This is a genomic window from Segatella copri DSM 18205, from assembly GCF_025151535.1.
GTDB classification, from domain to species: Bacteria; Bacteroidota; Bacteroidia; order Bacteroidales; family Bacteroidaceae; genus Prevotella; species Prevotella copri.
Genome location: NZ_CP102288.1, coordinates 735,435 through 754,025 on the forward strand (window position 1 = coordinate 735,435; position 18,591 = coordinate 754,025).

Sequence of the window (18,591 nt, forward strand, 5' to 3'; positions counted from 1 at the left end):
TACAAAGTTAACACAATTATTTGGGATACGCAAAGAAATAAGCTCAAAAAACGAAGAATTATGGCCGGAAAAGTAAAGATATTCAGGAAAAGTCTTGTTTTATATCTGATAAAGTTGTATCTTTGCATAGTAGAAATCTTCGTTCACCGACGTTGAACCGACATTCACCGACGTTGAACCGCCGTTCACCGACGATGAACGGACATTCAGCGTCGGTGAACGGAGATTTCTCCTAGGATAAAATACTTTTCTTCCTAGGTTTGTGGTCTTTTCTTCTTAGGTATGATCATAAATGCTGTAGGATGCAAAGGCTGCTGCAATAAGGAGTGATAACAATCTTAATAAGAAAGGAAACTGATATGGCTAAGTACAAGTTGCAAGAGTTGAATGATTTGCGTGATGAAGGCAAGCGCAGAGTTTATCCCAAGATGGTGACCAACCGTACACTATCCCGAAAAGAGTTCGTCAAGATGATGCAGAACTACCATCGCGGTATTTCGGAAAGTACCACGGAGGCTGTATTGACCGATGTGGTTGATATGCTGACAGACATGCTCTCCATGGGGTACAACGTGAATCTGGAAGGTTTCGGCACCTTCTCCCTCTCCCTCGCTTTCGAGGATGAGAAGCCTAGGGAAATTCTGAATCCAGATGATAAGATGACGTACCGCAAGGTGGGTGTGAAGGACATCAACTTCAAGGCGTCTCCTGAGTTTATCAAGGAGGTGAAGCGTGAAACCGACCGTGACCTGGAGCGTGATATGGGTGGTGTAAAGGTTATCCGTAAGCAGCTCTATTCCAAAGAAGAGCGCATCGCCCGTGCCCTGGAGGTGATAGAGAAGAACGGAGTCCTCACCCTAGGCGATTATGCCTCCATCAACAACCTGAGCCGTACTTCTGCCTCTATGGAACTGAAGGAGCTGACCTGTGATAAATCTTCCCCGATAGATTCACTAGGCCGCGGCAGCCATAAGGTTTGGGTGAAGAGAAAAGAATAAATGCAAATATCTTTCAGAATATTTGTTAGTTTCAATTCTTTTTCGTATTTTTGCGGTGTAATAAAAATGATAGTGTTATGACGACAATAACAAGGGAACATCTTGAAGATGAGGTACTCAAGTCGATTCAGAAGAAAGCGGAGTCGATTATGCCGAAAGATGCCAAGGTTATCCTTTTCGGGTCAAGGGCTAGAAGGGATGCTAAAGCAGATTCCGACTGGGACATCCTTGTGCTTTTGAACAAGGATAAGATAGATGAGCAGGATCATGATAATTACACCTATCCTCTTTGGGAATTGGGATGGCAAATCAATCAGATGATTCACCCGATAGTGTATTCGATGAAGGATTGGAACTGCAAAAAGGGTAGTCCCTTTTATAATAATGTAGAAGAGGAAGGGGTGATGCTATGCTAGAAAAAAAGGATAATGGTATGCCGACAGATAGCCGCTATTTTGCGCAAAAAGCAATAGATGCCGCAGATGAATTGTGGGATAAGGGCTTGATAGATGAAAATACTATTGAGCAATGGAAGCATGAACATATGAGAACGCCTTATTCTGAATAAATGCAGCGGATTGTATTAAAATAGATGTTTAATTTAATGTCCAATAATTATGGAGCAGATTACCATAGATTTTAAGAACGCTTTTGATTGTTCCAAGAAGGAAAAGTCGAAGGTTTGTCGCTCTGGCTATGTACGTTTGGTTCGTTTTATGGATGATAAGAAGCATACTAGACCACAAGTGTATGAGGGCGATTTGTTGGAGGCTATTATGGATGTAAAGAGGGGGAATGTCAAGAACTTCGATACATTGGAGGATATGATGAACTATCTGGAAGCTTAGACATGAGTATAAAATGCCTGGTTAAGAAGTAAATCATTGAACTTTTGCATGTGGTTCAAGCACGGGCTGAAGGCCCAAAAGCTCCTAGCCCAGGGCAACACCCTGGGTATTAAGATGTTGTATCCCTGCGCCCTGTAAGGGCAAAAGCCTTGAATATATGCTGCTTTATAACCGATTTTATTGTGATTTGCAAGAAACTATTTTTCTTTTAAATCATTTGCCGACTTTTCGAAATCAGCTTTGATTTCATCTAATAGTGGATTTCTGTTTTAGCATAAATGTCAATGCCATCATATTGTTTTGCTCTTTCGAGCATCTCCTCTTTATGTTTTAGGAGTTGTTTAAACTTTCTGATGTTTTCCTCCTTTGTATTGTTCTTTATTGCTTGCATAATAACCTCCTTTTTAATGTTATTGTTATTAATTTGGTGGCAAAGATAAGAAAAGTAAATGAGATATGCAAGAAAAAAGACCCAAAATTTTGTGAACCCAATTCTTTTTCGTACTTTTGCAGTTGTCTTGCTGTGGATGGCTGGCGATGAGTCGCTGGCTAGGTAAAATCCATGGCTTGGCCTATCATAATTAAGAAAGACGTTCTCTACGTTTTCTTCTGACCTATTGAAATCTGGTAAATTACAAAAGGTGTTCAGAGGGAGACAGCAGTGGGCGTCTACCCACTGTGTATATACACATGGCATAGGTGTGCCCCTTCGTCTGGAGGGGGTACGCTCTGTGCTATCATATATATACCCGCTTGGCGTAGGCTCTATTGCTTCTTATCCTTGACACCAGGGTTTTACCAGAACCTCAATAGGCAAGGATTATGCGAGTGATAGATTCCCTACGCCTTCCTTTTTGATAGCTAATCAGTTATCCTATTCCTTATCTTACGATGAGGCTGGACTAGAATCAAAATAATCTTTTAAAATCAGATGGTTTCTGCTTTCGGGAATCGGTGGAGTAATAGGATGGCAAGGCTTTGCTATGCTCCCATCGGCAACGGAAGTTATGGCAAAGAAACAGCAACTCAGCTATAAGGAAATCGAATCCCGATTAGAATCGTTTAAAACTAAAGTGGTGCCAGCCTCTGAGGTTGGCTATGAGATACTGAAGGCTTTTGGTAAAAGCGAAAAGGATGTGTCGAGATACAAGGAAGGAAAGGGTGTCTTGAAGACATTCGACGGCTTGCTTATCAAAGGCTTGTTCTGCTATCAGGCTGTAGATACTTTGCATCTTACCACCAGGTTGGAGGCATTGAAGACCGATGCTCAGGTAAAGAAGGCTGCACCAAAGATTATTGCGGTGAGCGATGGTGAAATCCTCCTTGCTTGTGATACTCGTGAGAATGATACTTACGAGCAGAAACTCGTCAAGATGCACAGCGACTTTGGCTTCTTCTATCCTTTGATGAATGTTGAGCGAGTACACACTACGGCAGAAAACCCTGCCGATGTGAAGGCTGCTGAGAAACTTGCCAAGCTGCATGATGAGATTCGTGCTTATAACGAATATAATAGTGATGACGACTTGCACGACCTCAATATCTTCATTACCCGCCTGCTCTTCTGTTTCTTTGCCGAAGACACAGGTATCTTTGCCGAAAATCTCTTTACCAACTTTATCAAGCAATTTACCAAGGAAGATGGTTCCGATCTCGGCGAGATGCTAGGTCAGGCATTCCAGGTGATGAATGTGCCAAACAAGGAGCGTTCGGAAGAACTTACCAAGGAAATCAATCAGTTTCCTTACGTGAATGGCGGTCTTTTTGCCTCTGACATTCCTATCCCAAAGATGGGTTATAAGGCTAGAAAGATTATCATCGAATGCGGCGACTTGGATTGGAAGGACATCAATCCGGATATTTTCGGTAGTATGATTCAGGCGGTGGTGAATCCTGATGTGCGTGCCAAGGAGGGTATGCACTACACCAGTGTGCCTAATATCATGAAGGTAATCAATCCGCTCTTTATGGATGATTTGAGAGGGGAATATAAGAAACTGGAAGAGTTTTACGAACAGAAGAAGAACCTGCTTGATATGAGTGCCTTGTCTCAAAATCAGTTTATTGACGAGTGCAAACCAATCATTAATGGTTGCAATAAGTTGATGGTAAGAATGAGCAAGATGAAGTTCTTTGACCCAGCTTGTGGTAGTGGTAATTTCCTGATTATCACTTATAAGCAGTTGCGCTTGCTCGAAATGGATATTCTGCATCTCCGCAAGAAATGTACGCCTGAGCAGATGCTCGACTTTATTGATGGTTCGTGCATCCGTTTGGAGCAGTTCTTTGGAATAGAACTTCTCGACTTCCCTCACGAGGTAGCCATGCTTTCGCTCTGGCTTGCTGAGCATCAGATGAACAACAAGTTTCACGCCGATTTTGGTGTGAATGTTGCTGCCTTGCCTTTGCATAATATCAACCAGATAAAATGTGGTAATGCCTGTAGAATGGATTGGGAGGTAGTATGCCCACATACCAAGGATGAAGAAGTGTTTGTATTTGGAAATCCGCCGTATTTGGGGAGTAAATTACAAACCAAGGAGCAGAAAGAAGATATAAGTTATGTCTTTGGTAAATTAAAGAATAGTAAGATACTGGATTATATCACAATTTGGTTCTATTTGGGAGCAAAATATATTCATGAATCCAAAGCCAAGTACGCTTATGTGAGTACAAACTCAATATGCCAAGGAGAACAAGTATCTGTGCTTTGGCCTCAAATTTTGAAAATGAATGAAGAAATAGCTTTTGCTTATACTTCTTTCAAATGGACCAATAATGCAAAATATAATGCCGGTGTTACTGTTGTGATTGTTGGGGTGTTCAATAAGAGTAATAATAAGAAACTATTGTTTACCTCCGACAAACAAATAGAATCTTCTGTGATAAATCCTTATTTATCTGTAGGAACAGAAACGATAGTATATAAGGATGTTCATACACCTGATGGCTATCCGAAATTATGCTTTGGCTGCATGCCTTATGATAATGGTAACTTGTTGTTTAACAAAGTTGAATATGAAGATTTTATAGCCAAATATTCATCATTCTCTAAGTATTTGCGAATGATGTATGGTTCTGAAGAATTTATAAATGGGAAGCCTAGATACTGTTTGTGGATAGACGAACAGGATGCTGATGAGGCATTGAAAAATGAAGAAATTGCAAGGCGTGTAGAAAGAACTAAAGAACTTCGGTTGGATAGTACTGATGCTGCTTGTTTGAAATTGGCAGAAAAACCTTATCAGTTTAGAGAGCATCCGATATTAGATAGAGACAAGATTATCATTCCTCGTGTATCGTCTGAAAGGCGAAAGTACATTCCTATGGGATTTTTGGACAAAGGAACTGTTATTTCAGATTCAGCTTTCGCTATCTATGACGCATCACTATGGCTCTTTGGCTTTCTTACCAGCGAGATGCACATGGTGTGGGTTAGAACAGTAGGAGGCAGATTAAAGACTGATTACAGATATTCCGCAGGTCTCTGTTACAACACTTTCCCCTTCCCATCCATCTCCGACACCAAGAAGTCTGAGATAGAAGAGGCGGCAACGAATGTGCTTCTGGCTCGTGAAAACTATCCAGAGAAGACGCTTGCAGATCTTTACGACCCGGAAAAGATGCCGGAGGATTTGCGTACTGCACATGAGGAACTGGATGCCATCGTAGAAAGCTGCTATCCTGGCGCTCCGTTCCCAAATGATGAGGCTCGATTGGAATGCCTCTTCAAACTCTATGAGAAAATGACAGCTAACAAGTAATAATTTGAATGGCTTATGAACAAGATAAATGATAATATCGTTGATATTTCGTATCAGCAAACGGGTAAATCGAGTAATACGAATGAACTCGGTATGAGAGAGATGCAAGCCAAGGCTTACGAAGTCCGCAACCATCGCTTTCTGCTTATCAAGGCGCCACCTGCATCTGGCAAGAGTCGCGCCTTGATGTTCATCGCCCTGGATAAGCTGAAGAATCAGGGCATCAAGAAGGTTGTAGTGGCTGTACCGGAAAAGAGTATCGGCCGCTCCTTCCAAAACACCGACCTGATGAAGTATGGCTTCTTCGCCGATTGGAGGGTGGCGCAACAGTATAATCTTTGCGATAATAATCTTTGCGATACTACCGACGAGAAAGTTAAGGCGGTACGCTTTAAAAATTTCTTCCATCAAGATAAAAACAATATCCTGGTTTGCGCCCATGCTACCCTCAGAAACGGCATGAAGGAAATAAGTGACGAGGAGTTTAATGATTGCCTCTTGGCGATAGATGAGTTCCATCATACTAGTGCTGATGTGAACAGCGGATTGGGCGATATTGTGCGCCGGGTGATGAATAATTCCACCGGTCATATTGTTGCCATGACGGGCAGTTACTTCCGTGGCGATGGCGTTCCGGTGTTGAGGGCAGAGGATGAGGCCCGTTTCTTCCCGGTAACCTACAACTATTATCAGCAACTCAACGGTTATCGCTATCTCAAGAACCTTGTCCTGGGCTATCACTTCTATCACGGCAGTTATCTCGACCATATCGCCGAGGTGCTGGATACTACCAAGAAGACCATCATCCATATTCCGAGTGTCAACTCCCGAGCATCCAGCGGTTTGGGTAAATACACGGAGGTGGATGAAATCATCAAGATTATCGGTAAGGTAGAGGAACGGGATTACAACAATGGCGGCATCTATCACATCAGAACCAAGGACGGCAGACTACTGAAGGTTGCCGATCTGGTGGAAGACCACGCCGAGACCCGCAATCTGGTGCAGGGATATTTGCAGCGGATAAAGAAGCGTGATGATGTAGATATTATCATCGCTCTGGGTACTGCCAAGGAAGGTTTCGACTGGCAATGGTGTGAGGAATGTCTGACCATCGGTGTGCGTGGCTCGCTGACCGAAGTGGTGCAGATTATCGGAAGATGCACCCGTGATTGCGAAGGCAAGGAAACCGCCAAGTTTGTGAACATGATAGGAATGCCTGATGCCAATCAGCCCGATGTGAAGGTGGCGGTGAACGACTTTCTGAAAGCCATTACCGCATCGCTTCTGATGGAGCAGGTGATGGCGCCTAGTTGGCATTTCAAGACGGTGAAGGATGTGGATAGTGATGAGGGTAGTCCGTTGGATGCCCGTACCCTGGTGATAGAGGGCTTGAAACCTTTGTCGAGCGAGAAGACGAAGATGATTGTAGAGGAGCAGTTGGATGATTTGAAGGCTTCTATCTTGCAAGACGAACTGGTGGTGAAAGCCATCAGCGGAAGTACTACGGCTGAAACCATCACCAAAACGCTCATTCCGAAAGTGATTCGTGAAAAGTATCCGGATTTGAGCGAGGACGAAGTGGAAGAAGTTCGTCAGCGCCTGCTGCTTGATACCCTTGTCAAGGGTGGTGAAGTGGTGGATGATAAGGGAAATCCTATCGATTTCGATGCTTCGGCAAACGATGAGGAGAAGGAGTCGGAAGGCAATCGCCTCATCAAACTGGCAAACCGAATGATTAACATCGACCAGTTGAGCATCAATCTGATTGATTCCATCAATCCTTTCCAGCGTGCTTACGAAGTGTTGTCGAAGAATGTGGATAAACAGACCCTGAAGATTATCCAGGACACGATGGCTGAACAGAAATTCGATATGACCATCGAACAGGCGATGATGCTGTTCAAGGGGCCCTATAAGCGATGGGTGGCAGAGCATGACGGTCTGCGCCCAGACATCAATGACCCTGATCCGAAGGTAAGGGAACTGGCTGCTGCATTCCAGAAACTCAAGAACCTGAAGATTCGAAAGATGATGGGATTGGAGTATGAGCCGGAAAAGTAACATTTAACATTAACATAAATGGATTGGCCAGAAGAATTATTAGAGATATTTGATGACCCCTTGTTGGCGGATGTACGTCCGAAACCGAAGGCACCGACGCCCGATGACAGGCTGGCACAGAAATTGCTTGAAATCAACAAGTGGGTGGCAGAGCATGGTAGCGAACCTACAGCTGACGGTGGCTTGAAAGAAAAGTTGCTTGCTGCATCGCTCAAGGCTCTGCGAACCAAGGCAACAGATAGCCTCAGACAGTATGATGAGTATCATCTGTTGGGATAGGCTATAGTTTTTCACCTTATTATATATAGTGATATGGATATTGATAAAGAATTAGAAGATATATTCAGCGATCCCTTGATGGATGTTTCCTATCAGGAGGCAAAACTCTTCGATGTGCCTGCCGACATGAAAGGCGTAATGGCTCAGAAGAAGGATGCGCCCGACCATGTGGCGCAAAGAAAACTGTGTGAGAATTTCGCACAGTTTAAGCCGCTCTTCGAACAGGTGCATCAGGATTTGAAGACCGGTAAGCGACAGTTGCAGAGAATCTCGAAGACGACGAGCTTATTGGCTGGACGCTATTATCTTGTAGATGGTCAGATGGTTTTGTTATATGAGATTATTGAGAAGAAAAAGGGTACTAATGGTTTGCCCGATGGCAGAACCCGTTGTATCTATGAAAATGGTACGGAGTCGGATATCTATCTCCAGACACTTCGCAAGAGTGTGGTGGCAAGTGGTTATGCCATCACCGAAACTCTGGAGGAGACGGATGCTCATTTCTTCAATCCTGAGGATGTGAAGCAGGAAGACCAGGTGACGGGTTATATCTACGTGCTTCGTTCGAAATCAGAGAATCCGGAAATTCGTAACATCAAGAATCTCTATAAAATAGGTTTCTCTACGAATCGGGTGGAGGAGCGTGTGGCAAATGCCGAGCATGAGCCTACTTATCTGATGGCACCTGTAGAGATAGTAAGCACTTACAAGATAGTGAACATGCACTCTCAGAAGTTTGAGGACCTGGTGCATCAGGTGTTGCAGACGGTGAACTTCCGTTTTAAGGTGGCTGATGATAAGGGAGAGATGCATGAGGCTACGGAATGGTATCAGGTTCCGCTGGAAATCATCGACAGTATCATTCAGAAAATCATGAATGGCACTATCATCTACTTTGCCTACAATAAGGAACAGCAATGTCTGGAGCAGCGGATAGAGAAAAAGCCATCGCAGTTAAATCTGTCGGGCTTGAAGGTTTTGACGCTGATTATCGAGAAACAGTATTTCGAGGAGATTGTATCTGGTGTGAAGACCGAGGAGTACCGTTCGCTGAAGCAGACCACGCTTAACAAATATACTTATATTGATGAGGCTGATGGCAAGCGTTATCTCCGTCGTTTCGATGCGATAAGGTTTTATGTGGGTTATCATTCGGATAGGGATAGTGCCGTGGTTCAGGTATTGGACACCACCTATGAGGATGGCTTGGTAACTTATCATCTCGGAAAGGTATTGGAGGTGATAAGGGGAAAGGAAAATAAATAAAATAGTTGAAAACCAATAGTTTAAGGTCACAAATTGTGACCTTAAACGCTATTTCTATGTGTTCTAATATAGAGTGTTATACGAAGCTTTTGCCCTTACAGGGCGCATTGCTGACTGCGAGTGTACCCAGGGCGATGCCCTGGGCTAGGAGCTTTTGGGCTTTCAGCCCGTTCTTGAACCACCTGCAATGTCCTATATGTTAGACCTTTCGAGTATTGTGCGCATAGCACGATAGCGAGAATAATTTTGGTATTGCTTTTATTGGATAAGCCATAATCCTTCTGCCTTTAATTCTTCTATAAATTCTTCAAAATCTGTAGTCTTGCCTGTCCTTTCGTATTCCCCTTCAATGGCTTCAATCCTAGCCACGGCTTCTTCTTCATTAGCCGGATGCCAGCCAATTGGATATCTTTTCTCCTTCATAAGCTTTTTCCTTTATAGTTTTCTTTTGAATTGTCTAATCAGATATCTAGGACTTCTTCTCATATCCCATAAATCTACGAAAATGACGAGGTCGTTGGCTTCGTCGTAGCGATAGATAATCTTCCAATTCTCCTTGATAATTGCACTATGGTAAGGACGGTGGAATCGCTTAAGCATAGGCTCTCTGGGTGAAGAAAGAGGATGTTTGCTAAGTCTGTTTATTATTGCTTGCAAGCTTTCGTCAAATCTTTGAACGCAAAGTCGACCAAAGTTTTGATAACTATAGTCGGTTGTTTCTTTATAAATTTGAAGAAAGCTATTGCGTAGTGTTACTTTAGCCATGTTCGTTCTTCGTTTAGTTTATTGAAAAACTCTTCTACACTATAGCTAATGCCTGTCCTTTCATACTCCGCCTCAATAGCTTCAATCCTAGCCACGGCTTCTTCTTCATTAGCCGGATGCCAGCCAATAGGAATCTTATTCCAGTCAATAACTTCTTCTGCACATTCATCCTCGGGAAGTGCTATGGCGGCATTTCCGTGATAGGCTGGTGCAGGCTCTGCTGCGAAAGCTGCATCTTTCTGCTCTTCTGGCAATGTATATCTTTTCTCTTTCATAAGCTTGCGTATTTTATCTGCTGCAAAAATACGATTATTATCTGAATCATGCAAGAAAAATGGGAGAAATGTTTTATAAAGTATCTTATAATCAAGGTTTTTGTTCTTTGTAGGGCTTTGGGGTGGTTCTGAAAAAAAGTCACAATACCTAGCTGATAGAGCTGGGTATTGTGACTTTGCTTTTTGCTATATGTGTTTATTCGAAAATAATCACTAAATCTTAGTGGTGTTTCAAATCACACGCTGCCTGCTCATAGTCGATGAGATGATCGATGGTAGGGTGGTCGCCGCAGATTTCGCAGGATGCACGCTTCTTTACCTTGATGGTGCGGAAGTTCATCGTCTTGGCATCGAAGGTGAGCAATCGGTCGGTGAGCAGTTCGCCCACACCGAGGAAGTACTTCAACGCCTCGGCAGCCTGGATGGTTCCGAGCATACCAGCGATGGCACCAAGGACTCCTGCCTGGCTAGAGGTAGGAACAGTGCCTGCTGGAGGTGGTTCCTTGAAGAAGCAACGGTAACATGCCGTGCCTGGCAAGTGGGTAAAGGTCTGTCCCTGGAATCTCAGGATGCCGCCATGCGAGAATGCCTTGCCCAGTCGCACACAGGCGTCATTGATGAGGAACTTCACCGGGAAGTTGTCGGTGCAATCAATGACGAAATCCCATGGCTTGATGATTTCCTCGGCATTGTCTGAGGCGAGGAAGGTATGGTAGGTTGTTACCTCCACATCAGGATTGATGGCAATCATCTTCTCCTTGGCGCTTTCCACCTTAGGGGTGTTCAAGTCCTTGGTCTGGTGGATGACCTGTCGTTGCAGGTTGCTGAGGTCAACCACATCGGCATCCACGATACCGATATGTCCCACGCCAGCCGCAGCGAGGTAGAGGGCAACTGGGGAACCCAAGCCTCCGGCACCAATGATGAGCACCTTGGCATTGAGGAGCTTTTCCTGTCCCTCGAGGCCTACATCCTGAAGGAGGATGTGGCGGCTGTATCTTTCTATCTGTTCTTCTGTTAAATCTATCATTTTATAGTACTTTATGTCTTTTTTCTTTAGTAAAAAATTACTTTGTATAGCAGTTTATGCTCATACAGCAGTATAGAAAAAGGTCGCAAACAATTAACAGCTTGCGACCTTTGATATTCTTTATAAGAACCCGAATTATAATCCCGAATCTGGAAGTATAATTCTCTAATTCTCAAATTCTTGATTTACTCGATTACTACGAGTGCATCCTCTTCGAGCACAGCCTGACCAGGCTTAACGCAGATAGCAGTAACCTTACCATCCTTCTCAGCCTCGATGTTGTTCTGCATCTTCATAGCCTCGAGAACGACAACAGTATCACCTGCCTTCACCTCCTGACCAACAGCTACCTCGATGCTGGTGATAGTACCAGGGAGAGGAGCCTTTACAGCATTGGCTGTATTTACGTTGGCAGCTGGAGTAGCCTCAGCATCATCAGATGAAGCAGCTGGCTGACCAAGCACAACCTTCTTCTTCTCTGGCTCAGCCTCCTGTTCCATCTCAACCTTGTAAGCTTCGCCATTCACGTTCACGCTTGCGATGTTACCCTCAACAGCGTCAATCTGAACCTTGTATTCTTTTCCGTCAATTGTATATTTAAACTCTTTCATTTCTATATCTTTATGGTTTAGCTGTTAAACTCAAGAACTTGGCGTTCCACATCGTCAGACGTGGCTTGATAGTGATGATGCCAGGCTCCTTGTCGTGTACGTTATTGCCCTGGTACTCATAAAGAGCCATGGCAATCGCAGCATAAATATTCTTATCCATTTATTCTAATGTTTAATTGTATCATTACATTGGCATACAGCCATGCTTCTTAGCTGGCAAGCTCTGACGCTTGGTAGCGAGCTGAGCCAAACCACGGCAGATGCGGAAACGGGTGTTACGTGGCTCGATGACGTCATCGATGTAACCATACTGAGCTGCCTGATATGGATTAGCGAACTTGTCAGTATACTCCTGCTCCTTCTCAGCCAGGAATGCCTTTACATCCTCGCCAGCTTCCTTCTTAGCCTTAGCTTCCTTACCACAGAGAACGGCAACGGCACCGCTGGCACCCATTACAGCAATCTCTGAAGATGGCCAAGCGAAGTTCAAGTCGGCACGCAACTGCTTGCAACCCATCACGATGTGGCTACCACCATAGCTCTTACGCAATGTGATAGTAATCTTTGGCACGGTAGCCTCGCCGTAAGCGTAGAGCAACTGTGCACCGTGGAGGATGACAGCGTTGTACTCCTGACCTGTACCTGGCAAGAATCCTGGTACGTCAACCAGAGATACGATAGGAATATTGAAGGCATCGCAGAAACGGACGAAGCGGGCTGCCTTGCGGCTAGCGTTTACATCGAGTACACCTGCGTAAGCTGCTGGCTGGTTGGCTACGATACCAACGCTCTGACCATTGAAGCGGGCGAAACCTGTGATGATGTTCTTGGCGAACTTAGGCTGAATCTCGAAGAACTCTCCGTTATCGGTTACAGCACCAATCACCTTATACATATCGTATGCCTGGTTTGGATCGTCTGGGATAATCTCGTTCAGAGTATCGTCCATGCGGTCGATTGGGTCTGTGCACTCTACGCGTGGAGCCTCTTCTGTATTGTTGCTAGGGATGTAAGAGAGCAGGCTCTTGATCATCTCGATAGCCTCTTCCTCAGTTTTAGCAGCGAAGTGGGTTACACCACTCTTGGTTGCGTGAACAGATGCACCACCGAGGTGCTCTGCATCGATGTCCTCACCAGTTACGGTCTTGACAACCTTAGGACCAGTCAGGAACATGTAAGAAGTCTGCTCCTTCATGATGATGAAGTCGGTCAAACCTGGAGAGTAAACGGCACCACCGGCGCAAGGGCCCATGATAGCAGAAATCTGTGGGATAACACCAGAAGCGAGGATGTTGCGCTCGAAAATCTCACCATAACCAGCGAGGGCGCAGATACCTTCCTGAATACGAGCACCACCAGAGTCGTTCATGCAGATAACAGGTGCACCCATAGTCATAGCCATATCCATTACCTTGCAGATCTTCTGTGCCATAGTCTCAGAGAGTGAACCACCATTTACGGTGAAGTCCTGAGCATATACGTAAACCAGACGGCCAGCTATAGTAGCGCTACCAGCTACAACACCATCACCGAGGTACTGCTTCTTCTCCATGCCAAAGTTAGTGCAACGGTGCAACTTGAACATATCATACTCCTCGAAACTGCCGGCATCTACCAACATTTCGATACGCTCACGAGCGGTATATTTGCCACGTGCATGCTGCTTCTCGATGGCCTTCTCGCCACCGCCAAGACGAGCCTGTTCGCGCTTAGCGATCAGCTCCTTAATCTTTTCTACTTGTTTGCTCATAATTGATTATTATGTATTATTTCTTTATTCTTTATAGAATGGTTTTCTGAATCCATGGGATGAACGGACGAACCGTCATCGCATAATTCGGGCGCAAAGATACGAAAAAAACCGCAGATAGCGAACTATCTACGGTTAAATATTTAGAATAATGTGAAAAATCACTATTATTTGGTCCTAAAATTCCAAAAGAATGCGGGCATTGAGCTGTCTGCCGGTAAGATAATTAGGTACGGCGTATTGCTGACTGGTTACATCTGTCACCCAGTAATAGCTGTTTACGTTGTCTATGCCGAAGAGGTTGAGACAATCTACCCCCAGCATCACATTCTTCAGGAAGGTCTTCTTCTCCCGGCGGCTGTTGTCGAGCAGCTGATAGCTCATACCGATATCTGCACGGCGATAGGCGGTGGCACGGAAACTGTTGGTCTCCAGCTCTCTGTGGGGTGCTGCAAAAGGAAGACCATCGGCAAAGGCGAGTTTCAAAGACATGCGCCATTTCTTGCTGCCCGGGAAATAATCGGTGAAGAAGAGGTTTATCGCATAACGCTGGTCGGTAGGCAAAGGTATGCTCTTGCCACCCAGTTTCATCTTTGTATCCATGAGCGAAAGACTGAGCCAGGAATCGGTACCCGGAACAAATTCTCCGTAGAGCTTGAAGTCGAGTCCTGCTGCATGACCGCTGCATTCGTTCTGTCCGTAATAAACTACCTTCACGTTACTAACCGAATAAGGAACCAGATTGCCCAAAGCCTTGTAATAGGCTTCGGCGGAGAATTTATAGCGTTGGTCTCCTATCTTGAACCTATAGTCGTAGCCGGCGATAAAGTGGATGCTTCGCTGGCTCTTGATTTTCTTGTTCAGCGATGCGATGGTTATGCCGTTCACCGTAGATGTATCTCTCAATTCCTTGAAGAATGGAGCCTGATAATACAGACCTGCCGCAAAACGGAGAGTTGTATTCTCATGGTTGGCTGGTATGATGGCGAGCGACAGACGAGGACTCACGATGGTTTCTCTGTTGAAATTCCAATGACTCATTCTGATACCATAGTTCAGGGTGTAATGTGTCTGTCCGTTCCCGGTACTGTCGGCTGTTCCTCCCGAAAAACGGTAGGTGTCCTGGATATAAGCTTCCATGCGGTTGGCATTCAGTTCGTTGCGAGCCTTCAGTGAATAAACCATATAGAGGTCTTTGCCATTGTGAGGAATACTGTATCCTGCAGAATCACGCATCTCATATTCTACAGAATTCTCCTCGATATGTTCACGCTTCAGGCTTACTGCGGCCTCTATCTGATGTTTCTTCACCTTGTGTTTGAGCATCAGTTTGGCACTCATCACGCGAGCCGTAAGATAGTTTCGGGCATGTTCGAAATAGGTACCTACACCCAGGTTTTCTGAAGTCTCGGTTTCGTCGAGCCAGTATTGTCCCTGAATGTCATATTTCTCCTGTTCCTTGGTATAGAAAGCACTGCCCAGAAGCGAGAGACTGGTGTTGGCTGTAAACTGGCGGGTAATGCCGAGTGTACCGAAGTAGGTGAGGAAACGGTCTTTCTCCTGACCGTCAAAATATACTCTGAAGCTCTTTACGTTTTCCATTGTTCCGAACTTCGTTTCTCGGTCTTCCGGTTCGAAGTTGTAGTGATTATCAGAGATGTAGCCTATGAAGTCAAGCTTCCAGCGTTTGTTGGGCTGGTAACTCAGATATGTTTGATAGTCCAGATAGTTTGGCTTGTATTCGCCTTTGGTTTCCATCGAACCGAGCAGGTAAGAGGTAGTTTTGTAGCGCACGCTGTTGAGCCATGAAAGTTTCTGGGTTCCCAGACCGATGTATGCGTCAGCACCCAGCAGACTGGCAGCCAGACTGCCTTCAACCACCGGTTTCTTGCTTTTTGCTTTCAGGGTTTTGTAGGTGATGTCGAGAGCCGAACTCATCTTGTCTCCGTATTTGGCAGCATATCCTCCGGTTGAGAAACCGATTTTATCTACCATATAAGGGTTGATGACGGAGAGGCCTTCCTGCTGCCCGCTGCGAACCAGGAAGGGGCGGAATACTTCTACGTTGTTGATGTATACGGAGTTCTCATCGAAGGCACCGCCACGTACATTATATTGCGAAGAGAGTTCGTTGTGGGTACTCACGCCAGCCTGTTGCTGAACCAGACTTTCCACCCCATTTCCGTTGGCAGATGGCGTCATCTTCATGTCCTTAGTCTTCAGCTCCTGTATCTGGTCCGACTGTATTTTTTCTCCCTTGATATTCACCTCATCGAGGGTGGTGGATGCTTCGCGAAGTACCACCTGCAGGGTTTGTTTTCCTCGCGGTCTTCTCAGCACTTTTGTTTTTGTTTTGAAACCGATATATGAGAATTTGACTACCACGCTGTCTGCTGAATGCAGTTTGAGGCTATAGTCTCCCTTGATCGAAGTAACGGCAGTCTTTCCCTGGCTAGCCACCGAAACGATGGCAAACTCCAGTGGCTGGTTGTTCTCGTCTACCACTTTGCCGTGAAGGGTAAACTCCTGCGCCATCATCTTTATGGTTGCGATGAGGCATATTGTGAGTATCAATAATCTTTTTTTCATACTTTTATTAACGAGAAAAACTGAAAAATATTGTAGATGGTTGCAAGTTTTGATGAATGTCACTGGTTGTAATGCATTTGCGTCAGCCCGATTTGGCAGTCATGACGAGACCATATCTACATCAACCTTTATGATTGATGCAGCAAAGATACATTCTTTTCTGTTTCATAGCTATGCGATTTGTGGCAATTGTGTGGATTCGGGAAATAAAGTTGGCGAAAATTATATTTTTATGCCTTATCTTGAAAATCGAAGAAATATTTCCGAAGAATAGAAAATTATCTCCGAAGGATAAAATAATATCTCCGATAAATAGGAAAATATCTCCGAAGGATAAAATGATATCTCCGAAAGAGAATTGTCTCCTGATTATATATCCCGGCACAGATTGCTGCAGATGATTTTCTGTTGCATGCAGAACAGGATTTTGGATGTGATTTTTGGGAGGTGAAGGGTGGTGAAGGCACTTTCTTGTTTTGTATTAAACACTTTTTTGTATTTGGACATTTTAAGGAGAGTTTGGTTGGGAACGGAGAAATATGAACTTGCTTAGGAAAAGCGAAAGGAGATGATGAAAAAGCCCGATAAAAGAGTCTTTTATCGGGCTGGAATTGTTATGATTATTTACTTGTTGAATGCATAGAACAAACCATCATTCATAGCCATGCGAACCTGGTATAAACCATTGGCATCTGCTGGGACGTTGATCTTCTCGCCACTTGGCAAGCAAGCCTGGATGCTGCCATCCTCGTTGAAGCTGAAAAGCTCACGGATATCGCCATCCTTGCTGTATGACCAACTCTTGTGCTTCTTGTCGAACACAAAGTATGATTTCTCACCATCTGGGTCGGTAATCTCGTAGCCATTCTTCAATGTCTTGATGGCATACATGCGGCCATCCTTACCCATTACGTCCTTAGTAGTTCCTACCTGGCCAATCACCTTGTCGCCTGTCCAGAACTCGATAGAGTTGATAACGAGAAGGTCTGCAAATGAACATACTGCGTAAGCTGGAGAGATAAGCACGAAGATAATCTCGTTTACAAACTTGTTGTCTGTTGCTCTCTTGTTCCAGTCAAGTACGGAATTTGTCAGACCAAATGAGCCGATGCAAGAACTGAATGTCAAGGCGCCCAGCAGGACTGCGATGACAGGTTTAGTTAAATTTTTCTTCATAGTCATAAATTAATTTATATGTTGAGTATCTTTTACTTCGCAGACTCAAACTCGCGCAAGAAACGAGTATCGTTCTCAGAGAAGAGACGAAGGTCGCTCACGCGATATTTCAAGTTGGTGATACGCTCAACACCCATACCGAAGGCATAACCCGTATAGACATTGCTGTCGATACCGCAAGCCTCGAGATCATGAGGGTCAACCATACCGCAACCTAAAATCTCAACCCATCCGGTATGCTTGCAGAAGTTGCAACCCTTACCGCCACAGATGTTGCAGGAGATATCCATCTCGGCACTAGGCTCTGTGAATGGGAAGTAGCTAGGACGGAGACGAATCTTGGTATCTGCACCAAACATCTCACGGGCAAAGGTAAGGAGCACCTGCTTGAGGTCGGTGAAACTTACGTTCTTATCTACATAGAGACCTTCTACCTGATGGAAGAAACAGTGAGCGCGGGCGCTGATAGCCTCGTTACGGTAAACGCGGCCTGGGCAGAGCACACGGATAGGTGGCTCATGAGTTTCCATATAGTGAGCCTCGTCGCCAGAAGTATGGCTGCGGAGAAGCACATTCTTGGTAACGTCGTCGCTGTTGGTCTTCTCTATAAAGAAGGTGTCCTGCATATCGCGGGCTGGGTGGTCGGCAGCAAAGTTGAGCATCGTAAATACGTGCTTGTCGTCATCTACCTCAGGACCCTGGAAAAGGGTAAAGCCCATGCGAGCGAAAATGTCGATAATCTGATTCTTCACTACGGTGAGTGGATGGCGGGTACCGAGTGCTACAGGGTAGGCGGTACGGGTCAAGTCGATATCATCGCACGATGCCTCGGCTTCTTCCATCTGCTCCTTCAGTCCGTTGATCTTCTCAAGGGCTGCGTTCTTCAGTTCGTTGATTTTTACACCAACCTCTTTCTTCTGGTCGGCTGGCACTGTGCGGAAGTCGGCCATAAGGGCGTTAATCTCGCCCTTCTTGCTCAGATACTTGATTCGAAGCTGCTCTACTTCTTCTGCGTTTTGGGCAGTCAAAGTGCTCACTTCTTTCAAGAGTTCGTCTATTTTTTCTAATAACATATCTATATTTTTATCTTTTTTGACTGCAAAGATAACATTTTTTGCTTAAAAGATGAAATAATTCAAAAGAAAGTTGTACTTTTGCATGGAAAATTTGAGAAAT

General features: G+C 44.7%; 18 protein-coding genes. 8 read left to right on the forward strand and 10 right to left on the reverse strand.

From position 1 onward, the window contains the following. The first annotated feature begins 359 nt into the window (after positions 1-359). From NQ544_RS02915 to NQ544_RS02950, 8 genes are all read left to right on the forward strand, one after another. Positions 360-998 (forward strand): HU family DNA-binding protein, encoded by a 639-nt coding sequence (locus NQ544_RS02915; RefSeq protein ID WP_006846903.1) that lies wholly within the window; start codon positions 360-362, stop codon positions 996-998. A 77-nt stretch (positions 999-1,075) separates the two neighbouring features. After that, positions 1,076-1,414, forward strand: a complete 339-nt coding sequence (locus tag NQ544_RS02920; RefSeq protein ID WP_006846902.1) for a nucleotidyltransferase domain-containing protein — start codon at positions 1,076-1,078, stop codon at positions 1,412-1,414. Then, the gene (locus NQ544_RS02925) at positions 1,408-1,566 is read left to right on the forward strand and encodes a DUF8507 family protein (protein ID WP_006846901.1); all 159 of its coding nucleotides are present in this window, start codon (positions 1,408-1,410) and stop codon (positions 1,564-1,566) included. Before NQ544_RS02920 ends, NQ544_RS02925 begins: the two co-directional genes overlap by 7 nt. A 49-nt stretch (positions 1,567-1,615) precedes the next feature. Next, a complete protein-coding gene (locus NQ544_RS02930; protein ID WP_006846900.1) occupies positions 1,616-1,846 on the forward strand; it encodes a hypothetical protein in 231 nt (76 codons plus the stop codon). Positions 1,847-2,853: 1,007 nt separating this feature from the next. After that, positions 2,854-5,610, forward strand: coding sequence for a class I SAM-dependent DNA methyltransferase (locus tag NQ544_RS02935; RefSeq protein WP_040552636.1), 2,757 nt, complete (start codon positions 2,854-2,856; stop codon positions 5,608-5,610). Positions 5,611-5,625: 15 nt separating this feature from the next. After that, positions 5,626-7,674: a DEAD/DEAH box helicase gene (locus tag NQ544_RS02940; protein ID WP_006846897.1), complete on the forward strand. Its 2,049-nt coding sequence runs from the start codon at positions 5,626-5,628 to the stop codon at positions 7,672-7,674. Between the two features lie 18 nt (positions 7,675-7,692). Continuing rightward, complete coding sequence (locus NQ544_RS02945; protein ID WP_006846896.1) at positions 7,693-7,953, forward strand: hypothetical protein; 261 nt, start codon at positions 7,693-7,695, stop codon at positions 7,951-7,953. A gap of 33 nt (positions 7,954-7,986) precedes the next feature. Then, complete coding sequence (locus tag NQ544_RS02950; RefSeq protein WP_006846895.1) at positions 7,987-9,219, forward strand: GIY-YIG nuclease family protein; 1,233 nt, start codon at positions 7,987-7,989, stop codon at positions 9,217-9,219. A 258-nt stretch (positions 9,220-9,477) separates the two neighbouring features. On the opposite strand, the gene NQ544_RS02955 is transcribed toward NQ544_RS02950, so the two are convergent. The 10 genes from NQ544_RS02955 to pheS all read right to left on the reverse strand — a co-directional run bounded on the left by NQ544_RS02955 (position 9,478) and on the right by pheS (position 18,488). Further along, positions 9,478-9,642 carry a hypothetical protein gene (locus tag NQ544_RS02955; RefSeq protein ID WP_006846894.1) on the reverse strand — a complete coding sequence of 55 codons (165 nt, stop codon included), beginning with the start codon at positions 9,640-9,642 and terminating at the stop codon, positions 9,478-9,480. 12 nt (positions 9,643-9,654) lie between these two features. Next, positions 9,655-9,984 (reverse strand): type II toxin-antitoxin system RelE/ParE family toxin, encoded by a 330-nt coding sequence (locus tag NQ544_RS02960; RefSeq protein ID WP_006846893.1) that lies wholly within the window; start codon positions 9,982-9,984, stop codon positions 9,655-9,657. Beyond that, positions 9,972-10,259, reverse strand: a complete 288-nt coding sequence (locus NQ544_RS02965; RefSeq protein WP_040552635.1) for a hypothetical protein — start codon at positions 10,257-10,259, stop codon at positions 9,972-9,974. The genes NQ544_RS02960 and NQ544_RS02965 overlap by 13 nt, the downstream gene beginning before the upstream one ends. A 220-nt stretch (positions 10,260-10,479) precedes the next feature. Continuing rightward, positions 10,480-11,289, reverse strand: a complete 810-nt coding sequence (locus NQ544_RS02970) for a HesA/MoeB/ThiF family protein (RefSeq protein ID WP_006846891.1) — start codon at positions 11,287-11,289, stop codon at positions 10,480-10,482. A 185-nt stretch (positions 11,290-11,474) separates the two neighbouring features. After that, positions 11,475-11,900: a biotin/lipoyl-containing protein gene (locus NQ544_RS02975; RefSeq protein ID WP_006846890.1), complete on the reverse strand. Its 426-nt coding sequence runs from the start codon at positions 11,898-11,900 to the stop codon at positions 11,475-11,477. A 10-nt stretch (positions 11,901-11,910) separates the two neighbouring features. Next, positions 11,911-12,060, reverse strand: a complete 150-nt coding sequence (locus NQ544_RS02980; protein ID WP_006846889.1) for a hypothetical protein — start codon at positions 12,058-12,060, stop codon at positions 11,911-11,913. Between the two features lie 24 nt (positions 12,061-12,084). Further along, on the reverse strand, positions 12,085-13,650 hold the full coding sequence (locus NQ544_RS02985; RefSeq protein WP_006846888.1) for an acyl-CoA carboxylase subunit beta: 1,566 nt from the start codon (positions 13,648-13,650) through the stop codon (positions 12,085-12,087). Positions 13,651-13,827: 177 nt separating this feature from the next. Continuing rightward, the gene (locus NQ544_RS02990; RefSeq protein ID WP_006846887.1) at positions 13,828-16,239 is read right to left on the reverse strand and encodes a TonB-dependent receptor; all 2,412 of its coding nucleotides are present in this window, start codon (positions 16,237-16,239) and stop codon (positions 13,828-13,830) included. A gap of 624 nt (positions 16,240-16,863) precedes the next feature. Then, positions 16,864-17,415: a DUF3332 domain-containing protein gene (locus tag NQ544_RS02995; protein WP_040552794.1), complete on the reverse strand. Its 552-nt coding sequence runs from the start codon at positions 17,413-17,415 to the stop codon at positions 16,864-16,866. Positions 17,416-17,447: 32 nt separating this feature from the next. Continuing rightward, positions 17,448-18,488 carry a phenylalanine--tRNA ligase subunit alpha gene (gene pheS, locus NQ544_RS03000; RefSeq protein ID WP_006846883.1) on the reverse strand — a complete coding sequence of 347 codons (1,041 nt, stop codon included), beginning with the start codon at positions 18,486-18,488 and terminating at the stop codon, positions 17,448-17,450. Between the last annotated feature and the right edge of the window lie 103 nt (positions 18,489-18,591).